This is a genomic window from Citricoccus sp. CH26A, assembly GCF_000224415.1.
Taxonomy (GTDB): Bacteria; Actinomycetota; Actinomycetes; order Actinomycetales; family Micrococcaceae; genus Citricoccus.
Genome location: NZ_AFXQ01000004.1, coordinates 173,377 through 189,434, shown reverse-complemented (window position 1 = coordinate 189,434; position 16,058 = coordinate 173,377). Strand labels below are relative to the sequence as shown.

Below are 16,058 nucleotides of genomic sequence, written 5' to 3'. Positions count from 1 at the left end.
CTGAGCACCCCGCAGGAGCCGACCATGTCCGAGCCCATCACATCCGAGCCGACCACCCTGGACACTCACGTGCTGCAGCGCAACGCCGAGCACCTGGCCGAGAAGTACGCCGGGGTCTTCTCCCGGGAAACCGTCGAACGCTACGTCTTCGAGTCCTACGCCACTCTCTCGCGCACCGCGAAGGTGCGGACCTACCTGGCCTCCACCGCCACACACTTCGCCGACAACCGCCTCCGTGCCCTGGCTCAGGCCGAGGGCAAGATCGCCTCCCCGGTTCCGCAAGTGCTCTTCGTGTGCGTGCACAACATCGGCCGCTCCCAGATCGCCGCGGCCCTGCTGGCCCACCAGGCCGGAGACGGTGTGGAGGTCCGTTCCGCCGGATCACTGCCCGGATCCGAGGTTCACCCCCTTGTTACCCAGGTCCTGGCCGAGCGCGGGATCGACCTGGCCGGCGCGTACCCCAAGCCGCTCACCGACGACGTGGTCCGCGCCGCGGACTATGTCATCACCATGGGCTGCGGGGACGCCTGCCCGGTCTACCCGGGTAAGCGCTACCTAGACTGGGAGATCGACGACCCGGCCGCGCAGACCCGCGAGGGCGTGGAGGCGATCGTCGACGCCATCGACACCCGAGTGACAGCCCTCTGGGACGAACTCCGCAGCGCCGCTCAGGCCTAACCAACTCCGCGACAGCACGCACCCCGGACTGTCGGAACCCATCGGTGGAGCACGCCGTGACACACGCCGCGGGATCCACCGGTGGGCGCCGCCGCCGACGCCAAGTATGTTCATCGCGGCCCGCCCGCTTCACCTTTGAGGAGGTGCACGTGGACCGCATTGGGACCTTCCTCTCCGAGCTCTCTGACGCCGAACGCAGCCACGCAATCCCGCCCTGTCAGCGGATCGACTTCACCGGCCACGACCTGGCCCAGCTCAGCCAGCCCGCAGGCAGCTGCACGATCAGCGTGGACGCCGACCGGCAGATCATTACCCACGCGCTGCAGGCGCTGTCGACCGAGGCTGCCACGACGCCGGATGCACCGCACCCAGATCCCACGGCCCTGGTCCAGCAGCGTTGGTGGGCGGAGGTCCTGCACGATCTGGGCCAGTACTCCGCGGACATGGCCAGCCTCTGCCGCGCCAGGCCACCCGGCCGGACACCCTGGAGATACCAGCGGATCGAACGGACCGGGACCGCGGTGGCGATCACCGATTCCAACGGCAGAGAACAGCTGACCCACACGATCGATCTGGATACCTCCCGCCCTCCAGCAGCTGTCCCCCTCACCATCGCAGAGACAGTGGCGGCTTCCGCTCCCGGACGATGCGGGCGGGGCTGCGCTGCCTGACGTCCCGCAAACCGATCCTCCTACGGACATGGCGCAGCAGATCTTGCGAGCCGTCATCCAGGCTTTGCCGGATGCTGGTCGTTCACTTCTGGAGTCCAGGCCCTGACGGCCCTGCGATATCGACGTGGAGCATGGTGGACAGCTCGCGCACCGTGTACAGCCAGTCCAGGTACCGCAGTTCCACGGCGATGTGGTTCTCCAGGTCCACGATCGCATGGCCGTGCCCGGCCGGGCCGGCGAACTCCAGCCGGATATTGTCTCCGGTCCGCCAGGCGTCCACGACCTCGTAGTTCGAGGTGTGATCCCAGATCGGGAGGTCCAGGGGGCTGAACATCGCCAGGATAGGGCGTGCCATCGGGAACTCTTCTCGGTGTCTGCGCAGCGCTCGATCGTATACCGGCTCGAGGACCAGCTCCTGGGTGCGGGGGTTGTAGGTCACGGTCTCGTCGTGGGTGATGCTGCGGTACTCACCGGTGGGAGAGCGGGCGATCACGTCGAAGACGCGGGTTGAGCTGCCGTCGGTGGCATGGACCGTGGCCTGGATCTGCTCGGGAACGGACAGTCGCCTCTTGGACGTAATGAGCGCCGACAGGCTGGTGGCGGCATCCTTCACGGTCGCTCCCTTCGGAGAGTGGAGTCCATCATGTTCCCGATGCGCGTGTCCCGGGGGATCTACTGAGATTGGCCCGTGGTAGGCGACGGTGAAGTTCACGCGACCCACGCAAAGATTGGCGCCGGTGTTCCGGCGTCCCGCAGTGAGGGACCATCCTGCCTAACGATCTCTCGAGGACACGCGTGGGCCATGGTCGGAGCCGCCGCCAAGTGATCACGGAGGACGGTGATCTCGCGATCTCATCCCCGGTGCCTTGACAAGCTCGCCTGAGGGCAGGCTGGGGTGTACCCCATCTGATAGGGCCGGAACGTGGCGGCCGTTCCAGACCGGATCAGAGGGAACGGACCGTGGTGGCCTGCAGACCGTCCGGGCCCTGCGCGGTCTCGAAGGTGACCTTCTGGCCTTCGCGGAGGTCACGGAAACCGTCGCCGGAGACGGCGGTGTAGTGCACGTACACGGTGGGGGAGCCATCGTCGGGGGTGATCAGCCCGTACCCTTCCACGGTGTTGAACGAGGTGACGGTGCCGGTGGCCATGGTGGTGTCTTTCTATCGGGGGGGCAAGCAGGCGGTACTGGGTGAGACAAACACGGCGGCGGCCTTGGTGTGCCCGCCTCGGCCGGGCCGGGTCGGTGCTCGCACCGGGCGGGCGGCCTGCCACCGATGCGCGCAGTGTACGGCCGGTGGGTAGCGAGAAGGTGAACGTGTGCGGTTCCCACCGGCGGCGCCAGGAACGCCGCTGACTTCTTGCGCGGTGGGGCACGCAGCACTGCGGGCCCACCACACCGGGGATGAGGCGGGGCCACCACCGACCGGACGCGGACGCCCCCACGAACCGGTCGGTAACTTTTCCTTCCCTCGCTCTGGACAGATCCCCAGTGGTTGGACATCCTCGTACACGTGGGTCGGATCACACGTCGTGAGCCCCTTGCCACTGCGCGCCGACCATCCTGACCTGGAGGAGCAATCGTGGCCGAGGCCTACATCGTCGATGCCGTGCGGACCCCGGTGGGTCGGCGCGGGAAGGGCCTGGCGCAGGTCCACCCCCTGGACCTGGCCGCCGCGCCGATCGCGGAGATCGTCCGACGGGCCGGGATCGACTCCGCCGAGTACGACGAGGTGATCCTGGGGTGCATCGACCAGCTGGGCCCGCAGGCGATGGACATCGCCCGCAACGCCTGGCTGGCGGCCGGGGGCTCCGAGGCCGTGCCCGGGACCACGGTGGAGCGCCAGTGCGGCTCCGGCCAGCAGGCGGTGCACTACGCCGCCCAGGCGGTGATGTCCGGCACCAGTGACCTGGTGGTGGCCGGCGGAGTGCAGTCGATGTCCACGATCCCGCTGTCGTACTCCAATAAGGCGGCCGCGGAGTTCGGCCACCCGGACCCGTTCACCGGTTCGGCGGGCTGGGCGGACCGCTACGGGGAGCAGGAGATCTCCCAGTTCCGGGGTGCGGAGATGATGGCCGAACGCTGGGGCCTGACCCGCGAGGCGTTGGAGGACCTGGCGGTGAGCTCGCACGAGCGGGCCCTGGCCGCCCAGGCCGAGGGGCGCTTCGAGCGGGAGATCATCCCGGTGCCCCAGGCGCCGGGGATCACCGCGGACGAGGGGCCGCGCCGGCCCGACCGGGCCAAGATGGCCTCGCTGGAACCGATCGTCCCCGGGGGCCTGCACACCGCCGCGTCCGCGTCGCAGATGTCCGACGGGGCCGCGGCCCTGCTGATCGCCTCGCCGGCCGCCGTCGAGCGGTACGGCCTGACCCCGCGGGCGAGGATCCACCACGTCTCGGCCCGCGGTGATGACCCGGTGATGATGCTCTCGGCCCCGATCCGTGCCACCCGGCACGCCCTGGAGCGGACCGGGATGACGCTCGACGAGATGGACGTGATCGAGATCAACGAGGCGTTCGCGGCCGTGGTGCTGGCCTGGCAGACCGAGACCGGGGCCGACATGACCCGGGTCAATGTCAACGGTGGGGCGATGGCCCTGGGCCACCCGATCGGGGCCACCGGGGCGCGGCTGATGACCTCGATGTTGCACGAGCTCGAACGCTCCGGGGGCCGCTACGGGTTGCAGACCATGTGCGAGGGCGGCGGCCAGGCCAACGTCACCATCATCGAGAGGCTCTGACCATGACATCGACCGACACCGACACCGGCAACGACACCGGCAGGGGCGTGGGGGCGGCCGTCCAGCAGGCCCAGCAGAACACGGTGAGCGCCCTGGTGCGCCGCGCCGTGTCCACCTTCGGCGACACCGTGGCGCTGCGGTTCCAGGACCGGCACTGGAGCTACCGCGACTTGGGGGCGGCCGTGGACCGCGTGGTCCACCGGTTGAGGAACCTCGGGCTCGCACCGGGGGACCGGGTGGCGGCCTACGGGGTGAACTCGGACGCGTACCTCGTGCTGTTCCTGGCCTGCGCCCAGGCGGGGGTGGTCCACGTCCCGGTGAACTTCGCCCTCAAGGGCGGTGAGCTCGCCTACATCCTGGAGGACTCCGGGGCGCGGTTGATCGTGGCGGACAACGCCCTGGCCCCGCTGGTCCGTGAGGTCCTGGACGAGGGCCGCGCGGCCGGCGTCGAGACCGTCCTGCCGATGTTCCCCGGTTCCGGCACGGGGGAGCAGTCCCTCCTGGAGACCGCTCAGGGCGAGGGCCCCGGGTCCGGCCCGGGTGCGGGGGCGGAGCCCGGCACGGGCCCGGTCGAGACGGACCTACTGCAGCTGCTCTACACCTCGGGGACGACGTCGGCCCCGAAGGGGGCGATGATGACCCACCGGGCGCTGATGGCCGAGTACGTCTCCTCGGTCATCGCCCTGGACTTCACGGCCGAGGACCGGCCGCTGGTGGCGATGCCGTTGTACCACTCGGCGGCCATGCACGTCTTCCTGCTGCCGTATCTCTCCCTGGGGGCCACGGTGCGCCTGCTGGCCAAGCCGGACGTGCCGGAGATCCTGCGCTACGTGGAGGAGGAGCACATCGGTTCCCTGTTCCTGGCCCCCACGGTGTGGGTGCCGCTGTCCAACCATCCCGAGCTGGACACCCGTGACCTGTCCTCCCTGACGAAGGCCCAGTACGGGGCCTCGATCATGCCGGTGACCGTGCTGGGCCGGTTGCGGTCCCGGTTTCCGGGACTGGGGTTCTACAACTGCTTCGGCCAGTCCGAGCTGGGCCCCTTGTGCACGGTGCTGCGCCCGGAGGAGCACCACGCCCGGCCGGCCTCCTGCGGGCGGCCGGTGTACTTCGTCGAGGCCCGGGTGGTCACCGCCGAGGGGCGCGTGGCCGAACCCGGTGAGCCCGGGGAGATCCAGTACCGCTCCCCACAGCTGATGGACGGGTACTGGAACAAGCCCGAGGCCACCGCCGAGGCCTTCTCCGAGGGCTGGTTCCGCTCGGGGGACCAGGTGACCCGGGACGCCCAGGGGTACATCCAGGTGGTGGACCGCATCAAGGACGTGATCAACACCGGCGGGGTCATGGTGGCTCCGCGGGAGGTCGAGGACTGCATCTACGAGCTCGAGGAGGTGGCCGAGGTGGCCGTCATCGGCCTGCCGGACGAGCGCTGGATCGAGGCCATCACCGCGGTCGTGGTCCTCAAGGACGGTGCCGCCCTGACCGCCGAGGCCGTGCGAGCCCACGTCAGGGACCGGATCGCCGACTACAAGGTGCCCAAGCGCGTGGACTTCGTCGCCGAACTGCCCCGCAACCAGTCCGGCAAGCTCCTCAAGCGCGAGCTGCGCGCCGAGCGCACCGAGACCCCGGTGCCGAAGGTGCAGTCGTGACGGCGGCGCTGCGGGTCGAACGCCGCGAGGGGGTGGTCCGGCTCGTCCTGGACCGCGTCTCCGCCGGCAACGCCCTCGACGAGCCCCTGGCAGAGGCCCTGGTCACGGAACTCGAACGCGCCGAGGCAGAGCCGCGGGTCCAGGTGCTGACCGTGACGGGCCGCGACCGCTTCTTCTGTGCCGGCGGTGACGTCCGATCTATGGCCTCGGTGCCTGCCGGAGAGAGGGACGAGCTCCTGCTGTCCCTGGCGACGGCGACGAGCACCCTGATGACCGCCCTGTCCCGGACGCGGTTGCTGGTGGTCGCCGGGGTCAACGGCGCCACGGCCGGGGCCGGGCTGGGCCTGCTGCTCGCCGCGGACTGGGTGCTGTCCAGTGACGAGGCGAAGATCGTCGGGGCCTTCGCCGGGGTCGGGCTCACCCCGGACACCGGGGTGTCCTACCTGCTGCCGCGTACCGTCGGATATCACCGGGCGGTCGAGCTGACCCTGGGTGGACGCCGGTTGGGCGGGGTGGAGGCCGTGGAGTGGGGGCTGGCCAGCCAGTCCGTCCCGGCCGCCGACTTCGCCCGCCGGCTGACGGAGGCCGAGGACGCGTTCGCGGCCAACCCGGACCACGTGGTCGGCCCCACCAAGGCATTGCTGCGCGCCGGTCGCTACGGGCCGGACTGGGAGGAGCACCTGCGCGCGGAGGCGCGCAGCGTGGCGCGGTCGAGCACGCACCCGGCGAGCGTCCGCCTCGTGGACCGGTTCGCCGCCCCGGAGCCGACCGCTCAGGGCGCGGGGTAGGTGACCCGGCCGCCGTCGGGATCCACCACGGCCCCGGCGGTGAGCTGGGCCGGGGGAGCCTTGCCCGGTTCCATGAGGTGATGCACGGCCTCGCCCGCCGCGAGCAGGTGGTCGGCGATGATCCGGCGATGACACCGCCACCACACGGCCTCCGAGCACATCACCGCCGCCGTCCGCTCGGCACCCCACGCCCGCAGCTCGGCCAGTCCCGTCCTGAACTCCTCCGACAGGGCGTGGTCCGCATAGTTGTGGAAGCTGCGGTTCTCCCAGAAACCGTTGACCTCCTCCGGGACGGACCGGTCGCGTGACCGCCGGCCGCCGAGGGACTCAAGACGCCGGTACTCGATGCCCGCCCCGGACAGGGACGCCGCCAGGGCCTCCTGGTCGAAGTGCGGGTAGCGGCGCGAACCGGGCAGCCGCCGCACGTCCACGAGCAGCCGGACGTCCACCGAGCGCAGCAGGTCCAGGAACTCGTCCAGCGTCCGCGTCGAATGACCGACGGTGTAGAACGGTAGGTCCATGCCCCGAATCTAACGTCCCCGGCCGTCAGGTCCAGCGGGTCCATCAGGTGAACTTGCACGGGCCAGAGGAGAGGAGGAAAGTGTATGGGTGCATTCTCCAGAAACCATCGAACCCACCGCCGCTGAGCGGAACCCCTCGGGCAGGACGTTCTTCGGCCAGCCGGGCCCGCTCGCCAACCTGTTCAGCGTCGAGCTGTGGGAGCGCTTCTCGTTCTACGGGATGCAGGGCATCCTGCTCATCTACATGTACTTCACGGTCGCCGAGGGCGGCCTGGGGATCGACGAGGCGGTGGCAACCGGCATCGTCGGTGCCTACGGCGGCATGGTCTACGTGTTCTGCATCATCGGTGGCTGGGTGGCCGACCGGCTGCTGGGCTCGGAACGGACGATGTTCATCAGCGGGGTGCTCATCATGTGCGGGCACATCGCGCTGGCCCTGGTCCCGGGGGTCCCCGGGCTCGCGCTGGGCCTGGTCCTGGTGGGACTCGGTTCGGGCGGGCTGAAGGCGAACGTCGCCAACCTGGTCGGCAACCTCTACACGCGGGCCGATCCGCGCCGCGACGCAGGGTTCTCCATCTTCTACATGGGTATCAACATCGGTGGCCTGGTCGGGCCCCTGTTGACCGGCTGGACCGCCCAGACCTGGGGCTTCCACGTCGGCTTCGGACTGGCGGCGGTCGGCATGGCCATTGGCCTGACCCAGTACGCGCTGACCCGCAAGAGCCTGCCGGAGCACGTCCACCACGTGCCCAGCCCGCTGCCGCGCAGCCAGTACGGCCGGTGGATCGGCATCACCGTCGTGGCCCTGGCGGTGATCGCCGTGGCCGTGGCCACCGGGCTGGTCAACGCCGCGAACCTGGCCGACGTCGTCGTCGTCCTGTCCGCCGTGGCCGCCATCGCGATCTTCGCGGTCATCCTCACGTCGGCCAAGACCACCGGCGAGGAGCGCAGCCGCGTGCTGGCCTTCATCCCGCTGTTCATCGGCTCGGCGGCCTTCTTCGCCCTGTTCCAGCAGCAGTTCACCGTCATCACCCTCTACTCGGACACGCGGCTCGACCGCATGCTGGGTGACTGGGAGATGCCGATCCCGTGGGTGCAGTCCTTCAACCCGCTCTTCATCATCCTGCTGGCCCCGGTGTTCGCCATGCTGTGGACGAGACTGGGCCGCCGCCAGCCGAACACCCCGGTCAAGTTCGGGGTGGGCATCGCCCTGATGGGCACCGCGTTCCTGCTGTTCCTGCCGATGGTCGGCACGGGCGCGGTACCGGTGCTGTGGATCGGGTTCATCATGCTCGTGGCCACCATGGGTGAGCTCATGGTCTCGCCGGTGGGGCTGTCCCTGTCCACCAAGCTCGCACCCGCGGCGTTCCCGGTGATGATGGTGGCCCTGTACAACCTCTCGGTGGCCCTGGGCACCGCGCTGTCGGGCGCGCTCGCCGGCTACTACACGGCCGAGACGGAGGGCACCTACTTCGGGATCCTCGGCGCCGTGACCATCGCCATCGGCGTGGTCATGCTGGTCATCTCCCGCCCGGTGCACCGGGCCATGCGCGGGATCCACTGACCTGCCGAGCGGGGGCGGGTGCTGACCGGGACGATCCGGTCAGCACCCGCCCCCGCCGGGACTCAGGCCGGTGAACGGAACGTCGCCGCGATCAGCGCGCCGTCGGGAAGGTCCGCCGAGCGCACGGCCTTGACGGTGCCGCCGGTACGCAGCACCCGGGCCGCGACCTCATCCGCCAGGCCGTAGGTGTGGGCGCTGGGCTCCTCCGCGACAGTCACCTCGCCGTACTCGTCGATGGTGCCCTCGCGTTCGGCCGCGAGATCGAACAGCAGCACGTCCACCCGGCCCGCGGTCGCCGCCCTGGCGATCTCCCGCAGCTTGGCACTGGCCCGGCCATGGGCGCGCTGCGTGCCGAAGCGCTCGCGCCAGGCGGCCAGCTGGGTGGCGTAGTTGCGGTCCAGGACCTCCCGGCCGCGCTTGCCCAGGTCCTCCAGGGACAGTGATGCCGGGTTGACGCCAATGCCCTCCTCCACGAGCCGCTGGTAGGTGTTGACCTCCCGGTATGCCGGTTCCAGGTCGGGGCTGGCCGCCAGCACCAGCGGGTGGGCGGACCCGTTGATCTGGCGCAGGACCGCCTCCTGGACGGTCGAGCAGTAGTCACGGCGCTGGACCTTTGGCCGCTGGTTCCCGTCCGCGCGCTGGCGGTCCATGCGGCCCTCGTTGTCGGCGGTCTGCAGTTCGAGGCCGAGGTCGTCGGGCAGCCCGGTCAGCGGCACCTCGTGGCAGGAGGCGTCGGCCTCCAGGGCCAGCAGCCGGACCGATCCCTTCGTCAGCGCCAGGACGTACCCGCTGTGGGCGAAGGTCGTGGCCCGGATGAGGGGGCCGACGTCGAACCGGTCGCCGACGCTGCAGTGACTGTTCAGGTTGTTCATGAGCCGGAAGGCCCGCAACCCCGACGGCGAGACGAACACCGCGATGGAGCGCGCCTGGGTGGACCAGAAGCCCCGGTCCTCCTCCAGCGCGGTCACCTCGGCGATGACGCGTTCCCGGTCCTCGGCGGGCACGGACCCGGGCAGCGTCGCCAGTGCCTCCGTGGCCATCGTGCGCAGGGCCACCTGGGCCGCCTCGGGGTTCCTGCCGATCGGCGCCCGGGCGTCGTCGGCCCCGGACGACGCAACATACAACGACACGCTCGCGGCGTGCCGGTGCTGCGTGAGCTCGGCGAAGTCTTCTGCTGAGGGAATGTCGATGCTCATGGGGACACGGTACCCACGTGTGACGGAAAGCACACCTGCTTCTGGAGATTCCGTGCCCGGTTCTGCCGACTCGGGACCACGACGCCGGCTCGTCGCCCCCGGCCCACCGGTGGGCGTACGCTGTGCGCATGCAGACGCGCCCGGTGCGCACGGCGGGGGAGCGCAACCGCACCTTCGCCGGCATCCTGGCCAACACTGCCCTGGCCAACCTCACCACCAGCTACCTGTGGTTCGCCATCACCTTCTGGATCTACCTCGAGACGCGGAACGTGATCGCCACCGGAGTCATCGGCGGCGCCTACATGCTGCTGCTGGCCGCCACCGGGATCAGCTTCGGCACCTACGTGGACCGGTTCCGCAAGCTCCCGGTGATGCGGTTCGCGGCAGTCGTCACGCTGGCGATGTTCACCGTGGCCGGACTGGTGTTCCTGGTGGCGCCGGCCGAGGAGCGCAACGCCCTGGACCGCCCGTGGTTCTGGGCGTTCGCCCTGTCCGTCCTGGCGGGGGCCGTCGTCGAGAACCTGCGGAACATCGCGCTGTCGACCACCGTCACCCTGCTCATCGACCAGGACCGGCGGGCCAACGCCAACGGCTACGTGGGCATGGTGCAGGGGCTGGCCTTCATCGCCACCTCCGTCCTGTCCGGGCTCTCGATCGGGGTGCTGGGGATGGGCCCGACCGTGCTGGTCGCCGTCGTCCTCTCGGCCCTGGCCCTGGCTCACCTGGCGGTCCTGCGCCTGCCCGAGGAGGCGGCACCGGCCTCCTCCGACGCCCACGGGGGGTTCGACCTCGCGGGTGCATGGTCCGCGATCCGGGACATTCCGGGCATGGTCGCGCTGATCCTGTTCACGACGTTCAACAACTTCATCGGCGGCGTGTACCTGGCCCTGATGGACCCCTACGGCCTGGAACTGTTCACGGTCGAGCTCTGGGGCGCCTGGTTCGCCCTCGGAGCCACGGGCTTCATCCTCGGCGGAGTCCTCGTCGGACGCCTCGGGCTGGGGCCCAACCCCATCCGCACCCTGTTGGGCATCGTCGCGATCATGGGGGTGATCGGAGCGCTGTTCACCATCCGGGAGTGGGGGTGGCTGTACGTCCTGGGCATCTGGTTGTACATGCTCGGCATCCCGGCCGTGGAGGCCGCCGAGCAGACCGTCATCCAGAAGGTCGTGCCGCTACACCGCCAGGGACGGGTCTTCGGGTTCGCCGCGGCCGTCGAGTCGGCGGCGGCACCGGTGACGGCCTTCGTGGTGGCCCCGATCGCCGAGGTCTGGATCATCCCCTTCGCCCGGGGCGCCGAGGGTGGCGCGGCCCTGGAACCACTGCTGGGCGCGGGGACGGCCCGGGGGATCGCGCTCGTCTTCCTCGTCGCGGGACTGGTCATGGTCCTCGCGGCGGTGGTGGCGTGGCTGTCGCCGGCCTATCACCGGATCTCGGCCGCCTATGCCGAACCCGTGCCCGCCCGGCCCTGACGGGGAGCCCGCCCATGGACCAGACTGGCGCCATGGACGCCACCGAGATCCTCACCGACCTGGCCCGCAGGCCCCTCGACCAGCTCGACCTGTTCTGGGGTGACGTGCACCCCACCCGGCTCAATGCGCATTCCGGTGGGCACCCGAACTCGATCGCCTGGCTCGTCTGGCATGCCGGCCGCGAGACCGACGCCCAGGTCGCCGCGCTCGCCGGCGTCGAGGAGACGTGGACCGCGGGGGACTGGTCCGGCCGCTTCGGGCCGACGGTGCCGGCCGAGGGCCACGGCTTCGGTCACTCACCGGCCGAGGCCCGGGCCGTCGTCGTGACGGACAAGGGCCTGCTCCGGGACTACCTCGTCGCGGTCACGCAGGCCGCGACGGGTTACCTGGGCCGGCTGCGGTCCGAAGACCTCGGCGTGGTCGTCGACGAGGGTTGGCACCCGCCGGTCACGCGGGGGGTGCGCCTGGTCAGCATCTTCGCCGATGCGCTCCAGCACGTGGGCCAGGCGGCCTACGTGGCGGGAATGCCGGACGGCGACTGAGCCCGCGGCGCCGCATCTCGTGCCGGTTGACATCGGGCGGGTACGCCGAGGGCCGGCCCGCCACGGGGCGGGCCGGCCCTCACGGGTGATGCCGGGGAGGGGTCAGGACTGCTCGACCATGAAGGCCGCGAAGAACCCGGCGAGTTCCTCGTGGGCATCCAGCGGCATCACCTGCGCGATGTACTGGTCCGGCCGGACGACCACGAGGGCGCCGCGCTCGCGGTCGATGCCGCGCAGGTCGTAGATGTCCTGCGTGGCCGTCAGTCCGGGCACGTCACCGAGCAGGCGGCCGTTGGTCCTCTCCGCCGAGAACACCTTCTCGTAGTCGCGCAGGCCGAACCTCCCCTTCGCGGGGAGCAGGAACTGCGGGAGGGCGTTCAGGTCGACGTCCAGGTGCTCCTGCTGCAGGATCGCGCGGACGTCGAACACGGCGTCGTCGGCCCAGTCAGCCGGGGTGAAGCGGCGGACGGGGGAGGACGCGGACTCGTCCAGGAAGGTGACGAGCCCGCGCAGCGCCGAACCCTCGGACCCGGCGTCCGCGGCGTCGGCGAAGGCGTACAGGCGCCACCGGCCGTCGGCCTCGTGGACGTGCCCGAGCTGTACGGGCTTGGCATCGGCCACCCGGATGACCGGGGCCGAGTGGAAGCGGGTCCCGACCTCGAACCCGGTGGCGAGGTCCTGGTGCGCCGTCCCGCCGGTCAGCAGGGACTGGCGGTACACGGTGGACAGGCCCGCGGTGAACACGCCGCCGGCCACGAAGTGGGCCTCGACGTCCGTGGCGGCCACCCCGCCGGCCTCGGGGCGGTCGGGGTCCGCGACCTTGGAGCCCATCATCCTCGACCAGCGCTTGTCGAAGTCGATGAGGTCCTGGGCGATCGTCTGGCGCTCCTCCGAGTAGGTGGTGAGCAGCAACTTGGGGGATCGGCCCTGTAGGACCGCGGCGAGCTTCCAGCCCAGGTTGTAGGTGTCCTGCATGGAGACGTTCATGCCCTGGCCGGCCTTGGCCGAGTGGGTGTGGCAGGCGTCGCCGGCGATGAACACGCGCGGGTCCCGGCTGCCCGGTTCGGTGACGTCGTCGAAGCCGTCCGTGACGCGCTGGCCCACCTCGTAGACGCTCCACCACGCCACGTCCCGGGCGTCCAGGGTGTAGGGGTGAAGTGCCCTCTGCGCCGCGGTGAGGATGTCCTCGAAGGTGGTCCGGTCACGGATGCTGCGGTCACCCTCCGGGATGTCCCCGAGGTCCACGTAGTAGCGCACCAGGTTCCCGCCCTCGCGCGGGATCTGCAGCAGGGATCCGGTGCCGGACTGGATGACCGCCTTTTTGCGCACGTCCGGGAAGTCGGTGACGGGCAGGATGTCCATGACGCCCCAGGCATGGTTCTGGGCGTCCCCGTGCAGGGCGCGGCCGATCGAGGTGCGGATCGCGGAGCGGGCACCGTCGCAGCCCACCACGTAGCGCGCCCTGACCGTGCGGGTCATGCCGCTGCCCTTGCCCTGCTCGTCCGTCTCTTCGAGGGTCACGGTGACCAGTGCCTCCGGGTCCTCGGGGACCTCGACGCCCAGGGCCTTGTAGCCGTAGTCGACCTCGAGCCGGGAGGGGGACTTGGCGGCCTTGTCCAGCAGCATCTCCTGCATCCGAGCCTGGTTGACGATGACGTGGGGGTACTCGCTGAGCCCGTCGGCGACGTCCTGGACCCGTCCGGTGCGGGCGATGCCCGTGCGGTCCGCGGCGTCGGGGGACCAGAAGGTGGTCTCGTTGACCCAGTAGGCCTCGTCCACCAGCGTGGATGCGAGCCCGAAGGCGTCGAACATCTCGACGGTCCGGCAGGACACGCCGTCGGCCTGGCCCACCGGCAGCGGGCCCTGGCGGCGCTCGACCACGCGCGTGGTGATCTCGGGGAACTCGGCCAGCTGGGCGGCCAGGACGGTACCGGCGGGCCCGGTGCCCACGACGAGGACGTCCACCTCCTCGGGCAGGGGGCCCTGCCCGCCCTCACGACCGGTGGCCGCGGGCTGGATGGTGGGATCGCCGTAGCGGTAGCCGTTCAGGTGATATTGCATGAGGCTCCTTCTCGCCGGAGGGGACAGGTGCGTGGCGGGTCGCCCACCAATCGTCCGTGTGCTGAATGATTCCGTGGCGATCATAACGCAGTCGCGTGACTCGAGCCACAGTATGCTGGGTCCGACGCGTCCGCGCCCGTCGTCCGGTGAGGTACGGACGCCCGGCGCTGCATCGTCCGCCTACGCATGGACGCGGCGGAGGGAACCTACTCGGAAAGGCAGTGCATGGTGGCGACGGAAGGGGACGGGCAGGATCGGGGCCCGGGGACGGGGGCACTCGTCGGACACCTGTTGCGCCGGTGCCAGCAGGTGCACAACGTCCTGTGGTCCGAGGAGGTCGGCTCCACGCTCACCCCCTCCCAGTACTCTCTTCTGGCCACCCTCACGGCGGCCGACGACGGCCTGGACCAGAACACGATCGGCCTCCGGGCCGGGCTTGACCGGTCCACCACGGCGGGGATCGTGCGGCGACTCCGGGACCAGGGGTGGATCCGGCAGTCCCGGGACCCCCGCGACGGCCGGCGGCAGGTCATCACGCTGACCGCGCCCTCCGGCGCGGCGCTGGCGGGACTCGCCGTGCCCGTGGCACGCGTCCAGTCACGTTTCCTGGAGCCCCTGCCGTCCGGGGCCCGGGACTGGTTCACGGAGCGGCTGGCGCTGGTGGCCGACGTCGGTCCGTCGGGCCGGGACCGCCGGCCCGGTCACCTGATCCGGCTGGCCCAGCAGCGGCACTCGGTGCTGTGGTCCGAGGAGGTGGGCGGGCAGCTCACCGGACCCCAGTTCGCGGTGCTGGACGTGCTCCGGCGGGCCGGGGGGATGGGACAGGGCGCGCTGGCCGAGGCCTCGGCCGTGGACCGCTCCAGTGCCTCGGACGTGCTGGGCCGGCTGGAGGCACGCGGCTGGACGGAGCGGACGGCCGATCCGTTCGACCGGCGGACCCGCCAAGTGGCGCTGACCCCGGAGGGCCGAGCACTCCTGGAGGGAGTCGACCCCTTGGTCCTGCGCGTCCAGGAGCGCATCCTGGCGCCGGTGCCGGAAGGGGATCGGGACCGGCTGGTGACCCTGTTGGGGCGCGTCGCCGAGGGTGGCAGGATGCCATTGGCGCCCGGCACGGGACCCCAGTAGTCTCGGTGCTGTACCGCGTGGACCCACTCAGGACGGTCCAGCGTCCCCGATCACCTGGAGGAATCATGAGCAACATCCCCGACGGGCTTCGCTACAGTGCCGAGCACGAGTGGGTCTCCGGCCCCGACGCGGACGGCGTCGTCCGCATCGGCATCACCGACTTCGCCCAGGACGCCCTCGGCGACGTGGTCTACGTGGACCTGCCGGAGGTCGGCACGGAGATCGAGGCGGAGTCGACCGTGGGCGAGGTGGAGTCCACCAAGTCCGTCAGCGACCTGTTCGCGCCCGTCACGGGGACCGTCACGGCCCGTAACGAGGAGCTCGACGCCGATCCCGCCAAGCTCAACGCCGACCCCTACGGCGAGGGCTGGCTCATGGAGGTCTCGGTGAAGGACCCGGCGCAGGTCGAGGCCCTGCTCGATGCAGAGGGCTACCGCCAGCAGGTAGGCTAGTCAGGTCACGGAAGCACTACGTCCGGCCCGCCGCAGAGCGGGTCGGACACCACCTCGGAGGAGCAATGTCAGGCACCCAGCACCCGGGCGGCAGGGAACCGGGTACCGAGCCAGAGGCGCAGACCACCAGCATCGGACTGCCTGACCTCGGCGGTCCGGTCGATCGCGCGCTCGACGCGGAGGACCGCGCCGCGATCAACGCCCTGCCCATCGGCTCGGCCCTGTTGGTGGCCCACGCGGGCCCGAACCAGGGGGCACGATTCCTGCTGGACCAGGACGTGACCACCACGGGACGTCACCCGAACGCGGACATCTTCCTCGATGACGTCACCGTCTCGCGCAAGCACGCCGAGTTCCGCCGTCAGGGAGAGGGGTTCGTCGTCGTCGACTCCGGTTCGCTCAACGGCACCTACGTCAACCACGACCGGGTGGACTCGGTGGCCCTGCGCTCGGGGATGGAAGTGCAGATCGGCAAGTTCAGGCTGACGTTCTACGCCGGCACCCAGCGGCTCAGCGCCTGACCAGACCGACGAACGCCACCGAAAGAAGACCCGAGGAACCCTCCGTGACCGCAGCAGCCTCCCGCCGCACCGTCTCGACC

Annotated in this window: 16 protein-coding genes; 11 read left to right on the top strand and 5 right to left on the bottom strand. The window is 70.6% G+C overall.

What is annotated here, in order from left to right; genetic code table 11:
* Positions 1-24 precede the first annotated feature (24 nt).
* Together CITRI_RS0104430 and CITRI_RS0104425 are read left to right on the top strand one after the other, a co-directional pair.
* Entirely contained in the window at positions 25-678 is a 654-nt protein-coding gene (locus CITRI_RS0104430) for a low molecular weight phosphatase family protein (RefSeq protein ID WP_010143430.1), read from the top strand.
* A gap of 149 nt (positions 679-827) precedes the next feature.
* Complete coding sequence (locus CITRI_RS0104425) at positions 828-1,349, top strand: ROK family protein (RefSeq protein WP_010143429.1); 522 nt, start codon at positions 828-830, stop codon at positions 1,347-1,349.
* Between the two features lie 82 nt (positions 1,350-1,431).
* Here the strand turns inward: CITRI_RS0104425 and CITRI_RS16305 are convergent, their stop codons facing one another.
* Positions 1,432-1,962 (bottom strand): hypothetical protein, encoded by a 531-nt coding sequence (locus tag CITRI_RS16305; protein ID WP_010143428.1) that lies wholly within the window; start codon positions 1,960-1,962, stop codon positions 1,432-1,434.
* Positions 1,963-2,293: 331 nt separating this feature from the next.
* The gene (locus CITRI_RS0104415) at positions 2,294-2,497 is read right to left on the bottom strand and encodes a cold-shock protein (protein WP_010143427.1); all 204 of its coding nucleotides are present in this window, start codon (positions 2,495-2,497) and stop codon (positions 2,294-2,296) included.
* Positions 2,498-2,929: 432 nt separating this feature from the next.
* Between CITRI_RS0104415 and CITRI_RS0104410 the strand changes: the two genes are divergently transcribed.
* Genes CITRI_RS0104410 through CITRI_RS0104400 form a run of 3 tightly spaced genes read left to right on the top strand, consistent with a single transcriptional unit; the run spans position 2,930 to position 6,524 of the window.
* The gene (locus CITRI_RS0104410; protein WP_010143426.1) at positions 2,930-4,087 is read left to right on the top strand and encodes an acetyl-CoA C-acetyltransferase; all 1,158 of its coding nucleotides are present in this window, start codon (positions 2,930-2,932) and stop codon (positions 4,085-4,087) included.
* 2 nt (positions 4,088-4,089) lie between these two features.
* Positions 4,090-5,736 carry a fatty acyl-CoA synthetase gene (locus CITRI_RS0104405; RefSeq protein WP_010143425.1) on the top strand — a complete coding sequence of 549 codons (1,647 nt, stop codon included), beginning with the start codon at positions 4,090-4,092 and terminating at the stop codon, positions 5,734-5,736.
* Positions 5,733-6,524, top strand: coding sequence for an enoyl-CoA hydratase/isomerase family protein (locus CITRI_RS0104400; RefSeq protein ID WP_010143424.1), 792 nt, complete (start codon positions 5,733-5,735; stop codon positions 6,522-6,524). Before CITRI_RS0104405 ends, CITRI_RS0104400 begins: the two co-directional genes overlap by 4 nt.
* Here the strand turns inward: CITRI_RS0104400 and CITRI_RS0104395 are convergent.
* Entirely contained in the window at positions 6,509-7,045 is a 537-nt protein-coding gene (locus tag CITRI_RS0104395; protein ID WP_010143423.1) for a DUF488 family protein, read from the bottom strand. The two genes, CITRI_RS0104400 and CITRI_RS0104395, sit on opposite strands and share 16 nt — an antisense overlap.
* An 88-nt stretch (positions 7,046-7,133) precedes the next feature.
* Between CITRI_RS0104395 and CITRI_RS0104390 the strand changes: the two genes are divergently transcribed.
* Positions 7,134-8,609: a peptide MFS transporter gene (locus tag CITRI_RS0104390; RefSeq protein WP_010143422.1), complete on the top strand. Its 1,476-nt coding sequence runs from the start codon at positions 7,134-7,136 to the stop codon at positions 8,607-8,609.
* A 62-nt stretch (positions 8,610-8,671) separates the two neighbouring features.
* Here the strand turns inward: CITRI_RS0104390 and CITRI_RS0104385 are convergent, their stop codons facing one another.
* Positions 8,672-9,805 carry a hypothetical protein gene (locus CITRI_RS0104385; RefSeq protein WP_029139038.1) on the bottom strand — a complete coding sequence of 378 codons (1,134 nt, stop codon included), beginning with the start codon at positions 9,803-9,805 and terminating at the stop codon, positions 8,672-8,674.
* 128 nt (positions 9,806-9,933) lie between these two features.
* Between CITRI_RS0104385 and CITRI_RS0104380 the strand changes: the two genes are divergently transcribed.
* Complete coding sequence (locus CITRI_RS0104380; RefSeq protein ID WP_050813582.1) at positions 9,934-11,277, top strand: MFS transporter; 1,344 nt, start codon at positions 9,934-9,936, stop codon at positions 11,275-11,277.
* A gap of 14 nt (positions 11,278-11,291) precedes the next feature.
* Positions 11,292-11,819 (top strand): DUF664 domain-containing protein, encoded by a 528-nt coding sequence (locus CITRI_RS0104375; RefSeq protein WP_010143419.1) that lies wholly within the window; start codon positions 11,292-11,294, stop codon positions 11,817-11,819.
* A 102-nt stretch (positions 11,820-11,921) separates the two neighbouring features.
* On the opposite strand, the gene CITRI_RS0104370 is transcribed toward CITRI_RS0104375, so the two are convergent.
* The gene (locus CITRI_RS0104370) at positions 11,922-13,880 is read right to left on the bottom strand and encodes an FAD-dependent monooxygenase (protein WP_010143418.1); all 1,959 of its coding nucleotides are present in this window, start codon (positions 13,878-13,880) and stop codon (positions 11,922-11,924) included.
* Between the two features lie 225 nt (positions 13,881-14,105).
* Between CITRI_RS0104370 and CITRI_RS18325 the strand changes: the two genes are divergently transcribed.
* From CITRI_RS18325 to CITRI_RS0104350, 3 genes are all read left to right on the top strand, one after another.
* Positions 14,106-15,005: a MarR family winged helix-turn-helix transcriptional regulator gene (locus CITRI_RS18325; RefSeq protein ID WP_010143417.1), complete on the top strand. Its 900-nt coding sequence runs from the start codon at positions 14,106-14,108 to the stop codon at positions 15,003-15,005.
* Between the two features lie 65 nt (positions 15,006-15,070).
* The gene (gcvH, locus tag CITRI_RS0104355; RefSeq protein ID WP_010143416.1) at positions 15,071-15,457 is read left to right on the top strand and encodes a glycine cleavage system protein GcvH; all 387 of its coding nucleotides are present in this window, start codon (positions 15,071-15,073) and stop codon (positions 15,455-15,457) included.
* A gap of 65 nt (positions 15,458-15,522) precedes the next feature.
* Entirely contained in the window at positions 15,523-15,978 is a 456-nt protein-coding gene (locus tag CITRI_RS0104350; protein WP_010143415.1) for an FHA domain-containing protein, read from the top strand.
* Positions 15,979-16,058: the final 80 nt, after the last annotated feature.